Source organism: Nocardiopsis dassonvillei subsp. dassonvillei DSM 43111, assembly GCF_000092985.1.
In the GTDB taxonomy this organism is placed as follows: domain Bacteria; phylum Actinomycetota; class Actinomycetes; order Streptosporangiales; family Streptosporangiaceae; genus Nocardiopsis; species Nocardiopsis dassonvillei.
Genome location: NC_014211.1, coordinates 261,509 through 278,326, shown reverse-complemented (window position 1 = coordinate 278,326; position 16,818 = coordinate 261,509). Strand labels below are relative to the sequence as shown.

The window sequence follows — 16,818 nt, the reverse complement described above, 5'->3', positions numbered from 1 at the left end:
GGCTTACTTGTCCCCCTTCACAGCGGTGCGGACGAGCACCAGACCGCCGTTGGGACCGGGGACGGCACCCTTGACCAGGATGAGTCCCTTCTCCGCGTCGACGGAGTGAACGGTCAGGTTCTGGACGGTCTTGCGCACGTTGCCCATGCGACCGGCCATCCGCATGCCCTTGAACACGCGGCCGGGCGTGGCGCAGCCGCCGATGGAGCCGGGCGAGCGGTGCTTGCGCTGGGTACCGTGCGAGGCGGAGAGGCCGCGGAAACCGTGGCGCTTCATCACACCCGCGAAGCCCTTGCCCTTGCTCTTGCCCGTGACGTCGACCTTCTGGCCGGTCTCGAAGCTGTCCGCGGTGACCTCCTGGCCGAGCGTGTACTCGGTGGCGTCGGTCGTGCGGACCTCGACGTAGTGGCGGCGCGGGGTCAGGTCGTGCGCGCGCAGGTAGTCGCCGAGCGGCTTGTTGACCTTGCGCGGGTTGATCTGCCCGTAGCCGAGCTGGATGGCGGAGTAGCCATCGGTGTCCGGAGTCCGGATGCGGCTCACGACGCACGGACCGGCCTTCAGAACCGTCACGGGCACCATCTTGCCCGCGTCGTCGAAGACCTGGGTCATGCCGAGCTTTTCGCCCAGAACTCCCTTGATCTGCTTGGTGGCCATGTCTGTGCGTCCTTAAAGCTTGATCTCGATGTCAACGCCCGCCGGGAGGTCGAGTCGCATGAGCGAGTCGACCGTCTTCGGCGTGGGGTCGATGATGTCGATCAGCCGCTTGTGCGTGCGCATCTCGAAGTGCTCGCGCGAGTCCTTGTACTTGTGCGGCGATCGGATGACGCAGTAAACGTTCTTCTCCGTCGGCAGCGGCACCGGGCCCGCGACCTGTGCGCCAGTTCGCGTCACAGTCTCGACGATCTTGCGAGCCGAGCTGTCGATGACCTCGTGGTCATAGGCCTTTAGCCGAATGCGGATCTTCTGTCCCGCCATGTGGCCTGTTCGTCCTTCGCTTCAGTGTCCGTAACGGTGAGCTGTTCCCGGTCACAGACGCCCAGGCCCGGCGGATCCGCCGTTGTAGCCGTGAGCCCCTATTCCCTTGAGAAACCGCAACAGGGCTTGCCCCTGCGGTGCGTCACCGTCACAGAGCCCGATGACGTCTTGTGTGCTGGTGGGCGGGCCGTGGACCCACGGCCCGCCCACCACGGCGGGGACGGCTCCGAAGGGGCCGCCCCCGCACGGGTACTACTTGAGGATCTTCGTGACGCGACCCGCGCCCACGGTCCGGCCACCCTCGCGGATGGCGAACTTCAGGCCGTCCTCCATCGCGACGGGCTGGATGAGCTGGACGGTCATCTCGGTGTTGTCACCGGGCATGACCATCTCGGTGCCCTCCGGCAGCGTCACGACGCCGGTGACGTCCGTGGTGCGGAAGTAGAACTGCGGGCGGTAGTTGTTGAAGAACGGCGTGTGGCGGCCACCCTCGTCCTTGGACAGGATGACGACCTGGGCCTCGAACTCGGTGTGCGGGGTGGTCGTGCCGGGCTTGATGACGACCTGGCCGCGCTCGACGTCCTCGCGCTTGATGCCGCGCAGGAGCAGACCGACGTTGTCGCCGGCCTGGCCCTGGTCGAGCAGCTTGCGGAACATCTCGACACCGGTGACCGTGGTGGTCTGCTTCTCGTCCTTGATACCGACGATGTCGACGGTCTCGTTGACGTTGACGATGCCGCGCTCGATGCGACCGGTGACGACGGTGCCGCGACCGGTGATCGAGAAGACGTCCTCGATCGGCATGAGGAAGGGCTTCTCGGTGTCACGCTCGGGCTCGGGGATGAACTGGTCCACGGTGCCCATGAGCTCCAGGACGGCCTTGCCCCACTCCTCGTCGCCCTCCAGCGCCTTGAGCGCGGAGACCTTGGTGACGGGGACGTCGTCGCCGGGGAACTCGTACTCGCTGAGGAGCTCGCGGACCTCGAGCTCGACGAGCTCGAAGATCTCCTCGTCGTCCACCATGTCGGCCTTGTTCAGGGCCACCACGATGTAGGGCACGCCGACCTGGCGGGCCAGGAGCACGTGCTCCTTGGTCTGCGGCATCGGGCCGTCGGTGGCGGCCACGACCAGGATGGCGCCGTCCATCTGCGCCGCACCGGTGATCATGTTCTTCACGTAGTCGGCGTGACCGGGGCAGTCCACGTGGGCGTAGTGACGCGCCTCGGTCTGGTACTCGACGTGGGCGACGGAGATGGTGATACCGCGCTCGCGCTCCTCAGGAGCGTTGTCGATGTCCTCGAACGGCGTGAACGGGTTCAGGTCCGGGTACGCGTCGTGCAGCACCTTGGTGATGGCCGCGGTCAGCGTGGTCTTGCCGTGGTCGATGTGACCGATGGTGCCGATGTTGACGTGCGGCTTAGTCCGCTCGAACTTTGCTTTCGCCACTGGATGTCTCCTAGACGTACAGAGCTGTCTGGTGCTCGCTCCCCGCGTGGACGGGGAGCGGGCTGGTTACGTGTTCGCGACTATTCGCCGCGGACCTTCGCCACAATTTCTTGGGCGACAGCGGACGGAACCTCCGCGTAGGAGTCGAACACCATCGAGTAGTTGGCTCGACCCTGCGTGCGGCTGCGCAGGTCACCCACGTAGCCGAACATTTCGGAGAGGGGCACCTGGGCCTTGACGATACGGACGCCGGAACGCTCGTCCATGGACTGGATCTGTCCACGGCGGGAGTTCAGGTCGCCGATCACGTCACCCATGTACTCCTCGGGGGTGGTGACCTCGACAGCCATGACCGGCTCCAGGAGAGTCGGCTTGGCCAGCTTGACCGCCTCCTTGAAGGCGATCGAACCGGCGGTCTTGAAGGCCATCTCGGAGGAGTCGACCTCGTGGTACTGGCCGTCCTGGAGCGTCACCTTGACGCCGACGAGCGGGTAGTGCGCGAGCACGCCCAGCTCGGCGGCCTCCTGGCAGCCGGCGTCGACCGAGGGGATGTACTCCCTCGGGATGCGGCCACCGGTGACGGCGTTGACGAACTCGTAGCCCGAGGCGTCGCCGCTCTCGGTCTCCAGGGGCTCGATGTCGATCTTGACCTTGGCGAACTGGCCCGACCCACCGGTCTGCTTCTTGTGGGTGTAGGTGTGCCCCTCGACCTTCTTGCGAATGGTCTCGCGGTAGGCCACCTGCGGCTTGCCGATGTTCGCCTCGACCTTGAACTCGTCGCGCATGCGGTTGACGAGCACCTCGAGGTGCAGCTCGCCCATGCCCGAGATCACGGTCTGACCGGTCTGGTCGTCCGTGGCGACCTGGAACGAGGGGTCCTCGTCCGCGAGGCGCTGGATCGCGATGCCCAGCTTCTCCTGGTCGCTCTTGGTCTTGGGCTCGATGGCCACCTCGATGACCGGAGCCGGGAAGGTCATGGACTCCAGCACGATCGGGTTCGCCTGGTCGCACAGGGTCTCACCGGTCGTGGTGTCCTTCAGGCCCATGACGGCGACGATGTCGCCGGCGCCGACCTCGGCGATCTCCTCGCGCTTGTTGGAGTGCATGCGGTAGATCTTGCCGATGCGCTCCTTGCGGCCCTTGAGGCTGTTGAGCACCTGGGTGCCCGTCTGGAGAACGCCGGAGTAGACGCGCACGTAGGAGAGCTTGCCCAGGTGCGGGTCGCTCGCGATCTTGAAGACCAGGGCCGACAGCGGCTCGTCGTTGCTCGGCTTGCGGACGAGCTTGGTCTCCTCGCTCTCGTCCTTGGGGTCGTGGCCCTCGATGGCCTCGACGTCCAGGGGCGAGGGGAGGTAGGCGGTGACCGCGTCGAGCAGGGGCTGCACGCCCTTGTTCTTGAACGCGGTGCCGCACACGACCGGGACGGCCGTACCGGCGATGGTCGCGCGGCGGATCGCGGGGATGAGCTGCTCCACGGTGGGCTCCTGGCCCTCCAGGTACATCTCCATGATCTCGTCGTCGGCCTCGGCCAGCGTCTCGATGAACTGGTCGCGGGCCTCGCGGGCGGCGTCGGCGTGGCTCTCGGGGATCTCGGTCGTGTCGTACATCTCGCCGAGCGCGGCCTCGTCGTTCCAGACGTAGGCCTTCATCAGCACGAGGTCGATGACACCCTTGAAGTCGCTCTCAGCGCCGATGGGCAGCTGGATCGGCATGGCGTTGGCGCCCAGACGCTCGCGGAACATGTCCACGCAGCGCTGGAACTCAGCGCCGATCTTGTCCATCTTGTTGACGAAGCAGATACGCGGGACGCCGTAGCGGTCGGCCTGACGCCAGACCTGCTCCGACTGGGGCTCGACGCCCTCCTTGGCGTCGAACACCGCGACCGCACCGTCGAGCACACGCAACGACCGCTCGACCTCGACCGTGAAGTCGACGTGGCCGGGCGTGTCGATGATGTTGATCGTGTTGTCGTTCCAATGGGTGGTGATGGCAGCCGAGGTAATGGTGATACCCCGTTCCTGCTCTTCCTTCATCCAGTCCATTGTCGAGGCGCCGTCGTGCGTCTCGCCGAGCTTGTGCTTGACACCCGTGTAGAACAGGATGCGCTCGGTGGTGGTGGTCTTGCCCGCGTCAATGTGGGCCATGATCCCGATGTTGCGGACCTTGGCCAGGTCAAGAACAGTCTTAGCAGCCATGAGGCTCGTCGTCCCTCGGTCTGTTTCGAACCCGCCGGAATTACCAGCGGTAGTGCGCGAAGGCCTTGTTCGACTCGGCCATCTTGTGCGTGTCCTCACGCTTCTTGACAGCCGCGCCGAGACCGTTGCTGGCGTCGACCAGCTCGTTCATCAGACGCTCGGTCATGGTCTTCTCACGGCGCTGGCGCGCGTAGGAGACCAGCCAGCGCAGGGCCAGCGTGGTGGACCGGGAGGCGCGAACCTCGACCGGCACCTGGTAGGTCGCGCCGCCGACGCGGCGGCTGCGGACCTCGAGCGCGGGCTTGACGTTGTCCAGACCCCGCTTCAGGACGACGAGAGGGTCCTGGCCGGTCTTCTCGCGAGCACCCTCCAGGGCGTCGTAGACGACGCTCTGGGCGATGGAGCGCTTGCCGTCGAGCAGCACCTTGTTGATCAGTGCGGTGACGAGCGGCGAGCCGTAGACCGGGTCGGTGATGAGCTGGCGCTTCGGCGCCGGGCCCTTGCGCGGCATGCTTACTTCTCCTTCTTGGCGCCGTAACGGCTACGCGCCTGCTTGCGGTTACGGACACCCTGCGTGTCGAGCGAGCCGCGCACGATGCGGTAACGGACACCCGGCAGGTCCTTCACACGGCCACCGCGCACGAGCACGATGCTGTGCTCCTGCAGGTTGTGGCCGATGCCGGGGATGTAGGCCGTGACCTCGATCTGGCTGCTCAGCTTGACTCGGGCGACCTTGCGCAGAGCGGAGTTCGGCTTCTTGGGCGTGGTGGTGTAGACACGAGTGCACACACCACGACGCTGCGGACTCCCCTTCAGCGCCGGGGTCTTGTTCTTTGCGACCTTGTCCTGTCGGCCCTTGCGGACCAGCTGCTGGATGGTGGGCACCGCGTCTCCGTCTTCCTCGTGACCTACGCCGGTTCTCGTAGCCGATATCGCTATTGACCTGCTGGATTTCCCGAACCTCCCCGACCCCCGATGTCGGGCGTGTCGCGTTCGTTCCCGCGCATGGCGAAAACGAGATCACACCCGACCGAGAGGTCGAATCATGGGAGGGGGTTCACATGCGCCGCGCACCGTAGGTCCTCGTCTGCGGAACCGGGCGCCGCACACACATGTGCGACCCGTCGACTCACGGGCACAATCACACAGGCTACCGCTTGCCGTCAGGACGGTCAAAACGATGTGCGACATGGCGGGAACCGTCGGGACGGATCCTCGCTCAGCCGTGGGTCACCACCAGTCTACGCGGTCCCGGGGCTGCTCGGCCCCGCTTCGCAGAGAGCGCGGACGACGGCTGAAGGCCGCCTCCCGGGGACGATTGTCCCCGAGAGGCGGCCGTCGCGCTACAGGACCAGCCAGAGGGCGACGGAGATCACCGTCACCAGGATGCCGACGACGGCGAAGACCGTTCCGGTCGTGATCAGACCGAGGCCGTCGAGCTGCCCGCGGGACTCGCGGATCGCCCTCTTGGCCCTGGGCCCGGTGACCAGGAGGGCCAGGACGGCCGTGACCAGACCCACGCCGGGCAGCAGCGAGGCCACGCCCAGCCACAGGGTGAGCGTCGCTCCCCGCTCGGTGTCGGCGAGGAAGTCGATGCTGTCGTAGCCGGGGTAGGCGTCACCGGCCTCGCCGCCCAGGGGGCGGTCGCCGAAGCCGGGGAACTCGTCGGCGATCGGGTCCTTGCGGCGCTTGCTGCGGCCCGCCGGGGCGGCGGGCATCCCGTAGTCGGCCGGGGTGAACCCGTCCTCGTACTCGGGGTCGTCGCGGTCGTCGCGCTCGTCACCGCGGGGCTCGGGGTCGTCGTCGTAGGCGTACTCCGGCTCCGGCCGCTCCGCGTCCCCGTCGTGGGCGTACTCCGGCCCTTCGGGGTCGTCGTCGTAGTGGCCGTAGTCCGCCCCGTCGTCACCGCGCGGGGGGACGTCGCGCCGGAACTCGTCGTCGTCCTCCCAGTCCCCCTCCCCGGCCAGGGCGCGGGCGTCGAACATCTGGGTGGCCCCGCCGGGGTCGTCCGGCAGGTCCTGGTCCCTGGACCGGGCGCGCGACTGCATGTCGGCGATCGCGCCCAGGGGGTCGTCCGCGCCGGGGACCGCCGCGGAGAGCTCACCGGTGTCGGGCCCTCCCCAGTCGACGGTCTCGGCCCGTCCGGAGGAGGACTCCCTGCGGCGCTGCTCCGCCTCGCGGACCACGTCCGGCAGCCGGGGGTCGTTGCGGTCGAACGCCCAGGTGTTGCCGCTGCCCGTACCCAGCCCGGAGGGCGAGAGCTCGTCGCCGTACCCGTCGCCCCACGAGCCGCCGGAGTCCGCGCCGGGCCGGTCGTCGGTGCGGCCGGAGGGCGCCCAGGCGTCGGGGGCGTCGGCGCCCGCGGGGGTGCTGTCGGCGCCCCGGAAGTCGCCGCCGAGTTCGTCGTCGTCCCAGGAGCGGCCGCGTGCGCGGTCTCCCCCGAGGGGGTCGTCGTCGTAGGGGCGGTCGTCCCAGGCGTCGGCACCGCGCTCGTCGGCACCGTGCCGGGGGGCGCGGTCGTCCCAGGACCGGTCCGCCGGGGCGTCGTCGTCCCAGGAGCTGCCGTCGGGGCCGGGCACGTCGGTCCATGAGGCCGGGCCGCGGTCGCGGACGGGAGCGTCGTCGTCCCAGCCGGAGGAGGCGCGTGTGCCGTCCTCCCAGGGCTGACCGCCCCGGTCGGCGGTCCACGGACCGCGGTCGCCGGCGGGGTCGGGGCCCCAGGGCCGGTCGGTCGAGGAGGAGGGCCTCGTCTCCCACGACGCGGGGGCCAGGCCGTCGTCGGCCGCGTCACGGCCGCGGCCCGGGGCGCTGTCGTCCCACGGCCGGCCGGACGCACCGGAGGCCGGGGCCTCCCAGGACGCGGGCCCCAGACCGTCGTCGAGCGGGTCGCGCGTACCGCCCGCGGGAGCGTCGTCCCAGGGCTGGGCGCCCCGGTCGGCGTTCCAGGTGCCGCGGTCACCGGCGGAGCCGGGGTCCCAGGGCCGGGTGCCCTCCGCCGGGCCGCCGCTGCCGGAGGCCTCCGGCCAGGGAGCGGGGTCCCGGTCGCCGCCGCCGGGAGCGTCGACGTCCCGGGAGGAGGGCGAACGGGTCCCGTCCTCCCACGACCGGGCGCCGGGGGCCGGGGCGTCCCACGAGGCCATGCCGAGGCCGTCGTCGAGCGGATCGCGCCGATCGGCGACCGGAGCGTCCTCCCAGGGCTGGCCACCGGACACACCGGAGGAGGGGGCCTCCCACGACGCGGGACCCAGACCGTCGTCGGCGGTGTCCTGACCGCGGGCCGGGGCGTCCTCCCAGGGCTGCCCCGGCGCGGAGGGGGACGGAGCGTCCCAGGGCCGGGATCCGCCGGCCGGACCGCCCTCCAGGGAACCACCGGTTCCGGGGGAGTCCGCCCACGGGGCCGACGCACCGCGGTCATCCCCGCGGGCGGGCGCGTCGGCGTCCCAGGAAGGGGAAGAGCGAGTGTCGTCCTCCCACGGCCGGGCGGCGGCGCCCGCCGCAGCGGAGGCCGGGGCGTCCCACGAGGCCGTGCCGAGGCCGTCGTCGAGCGGATCGCGCCGATCGGCGACCGGAGCGTCCTCCCAGGGCTGGCCACCGGACGCACCGGAGGCGGAAGCGTCGTCCCACGGCTGTCCGGACGCATCGGAGGCCGGGGTGTCCCAGGACCGGGGCCCGTCGGCCGGACCGCCCTGCGCCGAACCCGCGGTCGCGGGAGGGTCGGGCCACAGCGCCGACGCACCGCGGTCATCGCCGCGGGCGGGCGCGTCGGCGTCCCGGGCCGCGGAGCCGCGCGCGCCGCCGACGGTGTCGGACGGCGCCTCCCAGGAGGGCGCGTTCCGGTCGTCGTCCAGCGGTGCGCCGGAACCCCACGGCTGTTCGGCGGCCGTGGAGGAGCCGGGTGCGGAGGAGTGCTCGTCCCGGGGCTGTCCGGTGTCCGGGGCGTCCCGGTCGTCCAGCGCGGGGATCTCCTGGGTCCGGGGACCGTCGGACCAGGCCTCGGGCCGGTCGGTGCCCCGCTCCGACGGGAGCGGCACCTGGGCGCTGGCCGCGACGCTCGGCAGGGAGGGCTCCTCGGCCTCCCCCGGAATCCTGGTCAGCGGCTGGTAGGCCGCGGACCCGGCGCCCGGGTAGGAGATCCCGTGGGAGACGGGGGGCGGCGGTCCGCCCAGCGCCTCCGGATAGGGCTCCACCATGGCCGGACGGGACGAACTCAGCCCCGCGTACCCCCCGCTGTCCGGGAAGACCGTGTCAGCGGTCCCCTCGGATTCGAGCGGGTCCTGGTAGTCCGACTGTGTGCGGTAGCGGTTCTCGCTCGGCTTGAACCACGAGTCCTCCGCGTCGGAGTCCCGCCGTTCGCCCCCGTTGTCAGTCACCTGTGCCTCTCCCGCCAGCGCAGTAGCGCCGTCTTCCGTCCGCGTCAGCGGACCCTGTGCGCGGAACGGCGGCGGTACCACCCCCCGCGAGGGGTGGCATACCGCCGCCGTCAGTCAAGCAAACCGCTTCTACCGGTTGTACGGTCCGAAGTCGTACTCCTCCAGCGGAACGGCCTCGCCCGAACCCTGTCCGAAGGTGTACTCGCTCGGCTCCTCGTACCCGGAGACCGAGTACATCGAGGCCTTGGCCTCCTCGGTCGGCTCCACCCGGATGTTGCGGTACTGCGGAATGCCGGTACCGGCCGGGATGAGCTTACCGATGATGACGTTCTCCTTGAGGCCGAGGAGCGGGTCGCTCTTGCCGTGGATCGCGTTCTCGGTGAGCACCCGGGTGGTCTCCTGGAAGGAGGCCGCGGACAGCCAGGACTCCGTGGCCAGCGAGGCCTTGGTGATACCCAGCAGCACCGGACGCCCGGCCGCGGGCTGACCGCCCTCGGACACGACGCGGCGGTTGATCCGCTCGAACTTCGGCCGCTCGACCATCTCACCGGGCAGCAGCTCGGTGTCGCCCGACTCCAGGATGTTCACCCGCTTGAGCATCTGGCGGACGATGATCTCGATGTGCTTGTCGTGGATGGACACACCCTGCGACTTGTACACCTCCTGGACCTCGGACACCAGGTGCTGCTGCACCGCGCGCGGGCCCTGGATGCGCAGGACCTCGTGCGGGTTGATCGCACCCTGGATCAGCTGCTGGCCGACCTTGACGTGGTCGCCGTCGGTGACGAGCAGCTGGGCGCGCATCGGGACCGGGTAGGCGATCTCGTCCGTGCCGTCGTCGGGGATGACGACGATCTTGCGGCTCTTCTCGGTGTCGTCGATCCGGATCCGGCCCTCCATCTCGGAGATCGGGGCCACACCCTTGGGGATGCGGGCCTCGAAGAGCTCCTGGACACGGGGCAGACCGTGGGTGATGTCCTGACCGGCCGAACCACCCATGTGGAAGGTACGCATGGTCAGCTGGGTGCCGGGCTCACCGATGGACTGGGCCGCGATGATACCGATCGCCTCACCGACGTCCACCGGCTTGCCGGTCGCCATGGAGCGGCCGTAGCAGGTGGTGCAGACGCCGATCTTGGCCTCGCAGACCAGCGACGAGCGCACGCGGACGCGGGTGACCCCGGCCTCGATGAGCTTGTCGATGTTCTGCTCGGAGGTGTCGCTCAGGGCGGGGAGGACGATGTTGCCCTCCGCGTCCACCGCGTCCTCGGCGATGGTCCGGCCGAAACCGGTGTTCTCGACGTTGTGCTTGCGCACGACGACGCCGGCGGCGTTCTTCTCGCCGATCTCGTGCCAGAGCGAGCGCTCCGTGCCGCAGTCGATCTCGCGGACGATGACGTCCTGCGCCACGTCCACCAGACGACGGGTCAGGTAACCCGAGTCGGCGGTACGCAGGGCGGTGTCGGCCAGGCCCTTGCGCTGGCCGTGCGTGGAGATGAAGTACTCCAGCACGGACAGGCCCTCGCGGTAGGAGGACTTGATCGGACGCGGGATCGTCTCACCCTTGGTGTTGGAGACCAGGCCGCGGATACCGGCGATCTGGCGCACCTGCATCGGGTTGCCTCGGGCACCGGACTGGACCATCATCCACACCGGGTTGTCGGCGGGGAAGTTGCTCTCCATGTCCTGGGCGACCTCGGTGGTGGCCTGCGTCCACACCTCGGTGAGCTCCTGACGGCGCTCGTCGTCGGTGATGAGACCGCGGTCGTACTCGCGCTGGATCTTGTCCGCCTTGCGCTCGTACCCCTCCAGGATCTCGGTCTTGCGCGGCGGCGCGACGACGTCCTCGATGCCGATGGTCAGACCGGACCGGGTGGCCCAGTGGTAACCGGCGTCCTTGAGGGCGTCCAGCGTCGTGGCGACCTGGACCTTGGGGTAGTTCTCGGCGAGGTCGTTGACCAGCGTCGAGACCTGCTTCTTGCCCACCTGGAAGTTGACGTACGGGTAGTCGACCGGGGTGGTCTCGTTGAACAGGTACCGGCCCAGGGTGGTCTCCAGGGTGTACGGCTCCCCCGGCGTCCAGCCCTCCGGCGGCGTCCAGTCCTTCGGCGCCGGGGCGCCGTCGGCGATCCGGAGCTTGATCCTCGCCTGGAGGTCGAGGTCCCCCAGGTCGTAGGCCATGATGCCCTCGGCCGGGGAGAGGAACGAGCGTCCCTCGCCCTTGGCTCCGAGCTTCTCCGTCGTCAGGTAGAACAGGCCGATGATCATGTCCTGGGTGGGCATGGTCACGGGCTTGCCGTCGGACGGCTTGAGGATGTTGTTGGTGGCCAGCATCAGCAGCCGCGCCTCGGCCTGGGCCTCGGCGGACAGCGGCAGGTGCACGGCCATCTGGTCGCCGTCGAAGTCGGCGTTGAACGCCGTGCACACGAGCGGGTGGATCTGGATGGCCTTGCCCTCGACCAGCTGCGGCTCGAAGGCCTGGATGCCCAGGCGGTGCAGCGTCGGGGCGCGGTTGAGCAGGACCGGGTGCTCGGTGATGACCTCTTCGAGGACGTCCCACACGACCGGGCGGGACCGCTCGACCATGCGCTTGGCGCTCTTGATGTTCTGCGCGTGGTTCAGGTCCACCAGGCGCTTCATCACGAAGGGCTTGAACAGCTCCAGCGCCATCTGCTTGGGCAGGCCGCACTGGTGCAGCTTGAGCTGCGGGCCGACGACGATGACCGAACGGCCGGAGTAGTCGACGCGCTTGCCCAGCAGGTTCTGGCGGAAGCGGCCCTGCTTGCCCTTGAGCATGTCGGACAGCGACTTGAGCGGACGGTTGCCCGGACCGGTGACCGGGCGGCCCCGGCGGCCGTTGTCGAACAGCGCGTCGACGGCCTCCTGGAGCATCCGCTTCTCGTTGTTGACGATGATCTCGGGCGCGCCGAGGTCGAGCAGCCGCTTGAGGCGGTTGTTGCGGTTGATGACACGGCGGTACAGGTCGTTGAGGTCGGAGGTCGCGAAGCGGCCACCGTCCAGCTGCACCATCGGACGCAGGTCCGGCGGGATGACCGGGATGCAGTCCAGCACCATGCCCATGGGGCTGTTGGTGGTGTTGAGGAACGCCGAGACGACCTTGAGCCGCTTCAGGGCGCGGGCCTTCTTCTGGCCCTTGCCGGTGCGGATGATCTCCCGGAGCCTCTCGGCCTCCACGTCCAGCTCGAAGTTGGCCAGACGGTCCTGGATGGCCTGGGCGCCCATGCCGCCGCGGAAGTACTTGCCGAAGCGGTCCCGCATCTCGCGGTAGAGCATCTCGTCGCCCTCGAGGTCCTGGACCTTGAGGTTCTTGAACCGGTTCCAGACCTCGTCGAGGCGGTCGATCTCACGCTGGGCGCGGTCGCGCAGCTGGCGCATCTCGCGCTCGGCGCCCTCACGCACCTTGCGGCGGGCGTCGCCCTTGGCCCCCTGCTCCTCCAGCTCGGCGAGGTCGGCCTCCAGCTTGCGGTGGCGGTCCTCGACGGTGGAGTCGCGGCGCTGCTCCAGGTGCTGCTTCTCGACCGAGATCCGCGCCTCCAGGGACTGGAGGTCGCGCTCACGGGCCTCGGTGTCCACCCACGTGACCATGTAGGCGGCGAAGTCTTCGGCGCCAGGTCCAGCAGGTAGCCCAGGCGGGAGGGCACGCCCTTGAAGTACCAGATGTGCGTGACGGGAGCGGCCAGCTCGATGTGGCCCATCCGCTCACGGCGCACCTTGGCACGGGTCACCTCGACGCCGCAGCGCTCACAGATGATGCCCTTGAAGCGGACGCGCTTGTACTTGCCGCAGTAGCACTCCCAGTCGCGGGTCGGACCGAAGATCTTCTCGCAGAAGAGTCCGTCCTTCTCGGGCTTGAGGGTGCGGTAGTTGATGGTCTCGGGCTTCTTGACCTCGCCGTGCGACCACTGGCGGATGTCGTCGGCCGTGGCCAGGCCGATGCGCAGCTCGTCGAAGAAGTTGACGTCGAGCACTTAATTCGTCCCCTGCTCTCGAAGAATGCGGAAGTTAGACCTCTTCGACACTGCTCGGCTCCCGCCGACCCAGGTCGATTCCCAGTTCTTCCGCCGCGCGGAAGACGTCCTCGTCGCTGTCCCGCATCTCGATGGACATACCGTCACTGGACAGCACCTCCACGTTCAGACAGAGCGACTGCATCTCCTTGATGAGCACCTTGAAGGACTCAGGGATGCCCGGCTCGGGGATGTTCTCGCCCTTGACGATGGCCTCGTAGACCTTGACCCGTCCCACCACGTCGTCGGACTTGATGGTGAGCAGCTCCTGGAGGGCGTAGGCGGCGCCGTAGGCCTCCAGCGCCCACACCTCCATCTCACCGAAGCGCTGACCGCCGAACTGCGCCTTACCGCCCAGCGGCTGCTGGGTGATCATGGAGTACGGGCCGGTGGAGCGCGCGTGGATCTTGTCGTCCACGAGGTGGTGGAGCTTGAGGATGTACTTGTAGCCGACGGAGATCGGCTCGGCGAAGGGCTCGCCGGTGCGGCCGTCGAACAGACGCGCCTTGCCGTCCTCGTTGATCAGGCGGTTGCCGTCCGCGTTGGGGCGCACCGACTTGATCAGGCCGCTGAGCTCGTCGCCGCGCAGGCCGTCGAAGACCGGCGTGGCCACGCGGGAGTCCGGCGGCACGTCGGTGGCGCCGATGGCCTCCAGCGACTTCTGCCACTCCTCCTCGACCCCCTCGACCAGCCAGCCGTTCTTGGCCAACCAGCCCAGGTGGACCTCCAGGACCTGGCCGACGTTCATACGGCCGGGCACGCCCAGCGGGTTGAGGATGATGTCGACCGGCGTCCCGTCCTCCAGGAAGGGCATGTCCTCCTGGGGCAGGATCTTGGAGATGACGCCCTTGTTGCCGTGGCGGCCCGCGAGCTTGTCACCGTCGGTGATCTTGCGCTTCTGGGCCACGTAGACGCGGACCATCTCGTTGACGCCGGGGGCGAGCTCGTCGCCGTCCTCGCGGCTGAACACGCGGACGCCGATGACCTTGCCGGTCTCGCCGTGCGGCACCTTGAGCGAGGTGTCGCGGACCTCGCGCGCCTTCTCTCCGAAGATCGCGCGCAGCAGGCGCTCCTCCGGGGTCAGCTCGGTCTCGCCCTTGGGCGTGACCTTGCCGACGAGGATGTCGCCGTCCACGACCTCGGCGCCGATGCGGATGATGCCCCGGTCGTCGAGGTCGGCCAGGACCTCCTCGCTGACGTTGGGGATCTCGCGGGTGATCTCCTCCGGGCCCAGCTTGGTGTCGCGGGCGTCGACCTCGTGCTCCTCGATGTGGATCGAGGACAGGACGTCGTCCTGCACCAGGCGCTGGGAGAGGATGATCGCGTCCTCGTAGTTGTGGCCCTCCCAGGACATGTACGCCACGAGCAGGTTCTTGCCCAGCGACATCTCACCCTGGTCGGTGGAGGGGCCGTCCGCGAGGACCTGGCGCTCCTCGACCCGCTGGCCCTCGGCCACGATCGGCCGCTGGTTGAAGCAGGTGCCCTGGTTGGAGCGCTGGAACTTGCCCATGCGGTACGTCTTGCGCGTGCCGTCGTCGGCCATGACGGTGACGTAGTCGGCGGTGACGTCCTCGACGACACCGGCCTTCTGCGCCAGGACGACCTCACCGGCGTCGGTGGCGGCGCGGTACTCCATGCCGGTGCCGACGAACGGCGACTCGGCCATGAGCAGCGGCACGGCCTGGCGCTGCATGTTCGAGCCCATGAGGGCGCGGTTGGCGTCGTCGTGCTCCAGGAACGGGATCATGGCGGTGGCGACCGACACCATCTGGCGCGGCGACACGTCCATGTAGTCGACCTCGTCCGTGCTGACCTGCTCGAACTCACCGCCCTTGCGGCGCACGAGCACACCGGCCTCGGCGAAGGAGCCGTCGGGGTTCATCGGCGTGTTGGCCTGCGCGATGACGTGGAGGTCCTCCTCGTCCGCGGTCAGGTAGTCGACCTGGTCGGAGACCTTGCCGTCGATGATGCGGCGGTACGGGGTCTCCACGAAGCCGAAGGAGTTGACCCGGCCGTAGGCGGCGAGCGAGCCGATCAGACCGATGTTCGGTCCCTCGGGCGTCTCGATCGGGCACATGCGGCCGTAGTGCGAGGGGTGCACGTCGCGGACCTCGAAGCCCGCGCGCTCGCGGGACAGGCCGCCCGGGCCCAGCGCGGAGAGGCGGCGCTTGTGCGTCAGGCCCTCCAGCGGGTTGGTCTGGCCCATGAACTGCGACAGCTGCGAGGTGCCGAAGAACTCCTTGATGGAGGCCACGACCGGACGGATGTTGATCAGGGTCTGCGGCGTGATCGCCTCGACGTCCTGGGTGGTCATCCGCTCGCGGACGACGCGCTCCATGCGGGCCAGGCCCAGGCGGACCTGGTTCTGGATGAGCTCGCCGACGGTGCGCAGGCGGCGGTTGCCGAAGTGGTCGATGTCGTCGGTCTCGATCGGCCGGGGACCGTTGACGGTCTCCTTCTCGGTCTCACCCGCGTGCAGGCGGACGAGGTAGTCGATCGTGGCGACGATGTCCTCTTCGGTGAGGGTGCCCTGCCGGTAGTCGGTGTCCAGGCCGAGCTTCTTGTTGATCTTGTAACGGCCGACCTTGGCCAGGTCGTAGCGCTTGGGGTTGAAGTACAGGTTCTCCAGCAGCGCCTGGGCCGACTCCTTCGTGGGCGGCTCGCCGGGGCGCAGCTTGCGGTAGATGTCCAGCAGCGCGTCGTCGGTGCCCGCGGTGGGGTCCTTCTCCAGCGTGTTGCGGATGGACTCGTACTGGCCGAAGCGCTCCAGGATCTGGTCGGTGGTCCAGCCCAGCGCCTTGAGCAGGACGGTGACGCCCTGCTTGCGCTTGCGGTCGATGCGGACGCCGACGAAGTCGCGCTTGTCGACCTCGAACTCCAGCCAGGCGCCGCGGGACGGGATGACCTTGCAGCCGTAGAGGTCCTTGTCCGAGGTCTTGTCGACGGACTTGTCGAAGTACACGCCCGGGGAGCGCACCAGCTGGGACACGACGACGCGCTCGGTGCCGTTGATGATGAAGGTGCCGGTCTCGGTCATGAGCGGGAAGTCGCCCATGAACACCGTCTGGCTCTTGATCTCACCGGTGTCGTTGTTGATGAACTCCGCCGTGACGAACATCGGGGCGGAGTAGGTCATGTCCCTGTCCTTGCACTCATCCTCTGAGTACTTGGGCGGCTCGAACCGGTGGTCGCGGAACGACAGGGACATCGTGCCCGAGAAGTCCTCGATCGGGCTGATCTCCTCGAAGATCTCTTCGAGACCGGACTGCTCCGGAACGTCCTTGCGGCCAGCGTTTCGGGCCGTCTCAACCCGGGTCTTCCACCTGTCGTTGCCCAGCAGCCAGTCGAACGACTCGGTCTGAAGGGCGAGGAGGTTCGGGACCTCCAGTGGTTCCTGGATACGGGCGAAGGAAACGCGGTGCGGACCAAGGGCGTTAGCGGAGGCGTTGCGCGAGGCTGCCAACAGGGGTCCTTCCGAAGGCTTGTGGCGGTTGAAGCGCGCACGCCAGACGATCCGTCACGAGAGGGACCGCCGCAACGCGGTTGAGACGGTCACATCGAGCGGGAGCGGGCCACCGGAATGTCCGGAAAAATGGAGTGGCGGCAGCCTTCACCGGCACAGGGATCACCAAAGGGCAGCGCAAAAGAGCAGTGTAGCCGAACACCACACCGCTGTCCACTCACGGTCCACAGCGCCACTCACGACACCGGCAGGATCACCCCTGGAGGGCGATCCGTCAAGCCCGCTCCCGGCGGAGGAGCCCGGATTCCGGCTGCCCGGAACGGTCGGGCGACCTCGTCGGT

At 68.7% G+C, this 16,818-nt stretch carries 8 protein-coding genes and 1 pseudogene; all 9 read right to left on the bottom strand.

All coding sequences use genetic code 11. The features are described from left to right. Window positions 1-3 precede the first annotated feature (3 nt). Complete coding sequence (rplC, locus tag NDAS_RS25345) at window positions 4-654, bottom strand: 50S ribosomal protein L3 (protein WP_013156111.1); 651 nt, start codon at window positions 652-654, stop codon at window positions 4-6. 12 nt (window positions 655-666) lie between these two features. Further along, entirely contained in the window at window positions 667-975 is a 309-nt protein-coding gene (rpsJ, locus tag NDAS_RS25340; protein ID WP_013156110.1) for a 30S ribosomal protein S10, read from the bottom strand. Window positions 976-1,227: 252 nt separating this feature from the next. Next, the gene (gene tuf / locus NDAS_RS25335; RefSeq protein ID WP_013156109.1) at window positions 1,228-2,421 is read right to left on the bottom strand and encodes an elongation factor Tu; all 1,194 of its coding nucleotides are present in this window, start codon (window positions 2,419-2,421) and stop codon (window positions 1,228-1,230) included. Window positions 2,422-2,501: 80 nt separating this feature from the next. Then, window positions 2,502-4,616 carry an elongation factor G gene (gene fusA, locus NDAS_RS25330; protein ID WP_013156108.1) on the bottom strand — a complete coding sequence of 705 codons (2,115 nt, stop codon included), beginning with the start codon at window positions 4,614-4,616 and terminating at the stop codon, window positions 2,502-2,504. Window positions 4,617-4,656: 40 nt separating this feature from the next. Beyond that, window positions 4,657-5,127 (bottom strand): 30S ribosomal protein S7, encoded by a 471-nt coding sequence (gene rpsG, locus NDAS_RS25325; RefSeq protein ID WP_013156107.1) that lies wholly within the window; start codon window positions 5,125-5,127, stop codon window positions 4,657-4,659. 2 nt (window positions 5,128-5,129) lie between these two features. Next, a complete protein-coding gene (rpsL, locus tag NDAS_RS25320; RefSeq protein ID WP_013156106.1) occupies window positions 5,130-5,501 on the bottom strand; it encodes a 30S ribosomal protein S12 in 372 nt (123 codons plus the stop codon). Between the two features lie 458 nt (window positions 5,502-5,959). Continuing rightward, a complete protein-coding gene (locus tag NDAS_RS25315) occupies window positions 5,960-8,986 on the bottom strand; it encodes a DUF981 family protein (protein ID WP_013156105.1) in 3,027 nt (1,008 codons plus the stop codon). A 129-nt stretch (window positions 8,987-9,115) separates the two neighbouring features. After that, window positions 9,116-12,975, bottom strand: a pseudogene (locus NDAS_RS25310) (DNA-directed RNA polymerase subunit beta'). 34 nt (window positions 12,976-13,009) lie between these two features. Then, window positions 13,010-16,477 (bottom strand): DNA-directed RNA polymerase subunit beta, encoded by a 3,468-nt coding sequence (gene rpoB, locus NDAS_RS25305; RefSeq protein WP_013156104.1) that lies wholly within the window; start codon window positions 16,475-16,477, stop codon window positions 13,010-13,012. Window positions 16,478-16,818 lie beyond the last annotated feature (341 nt).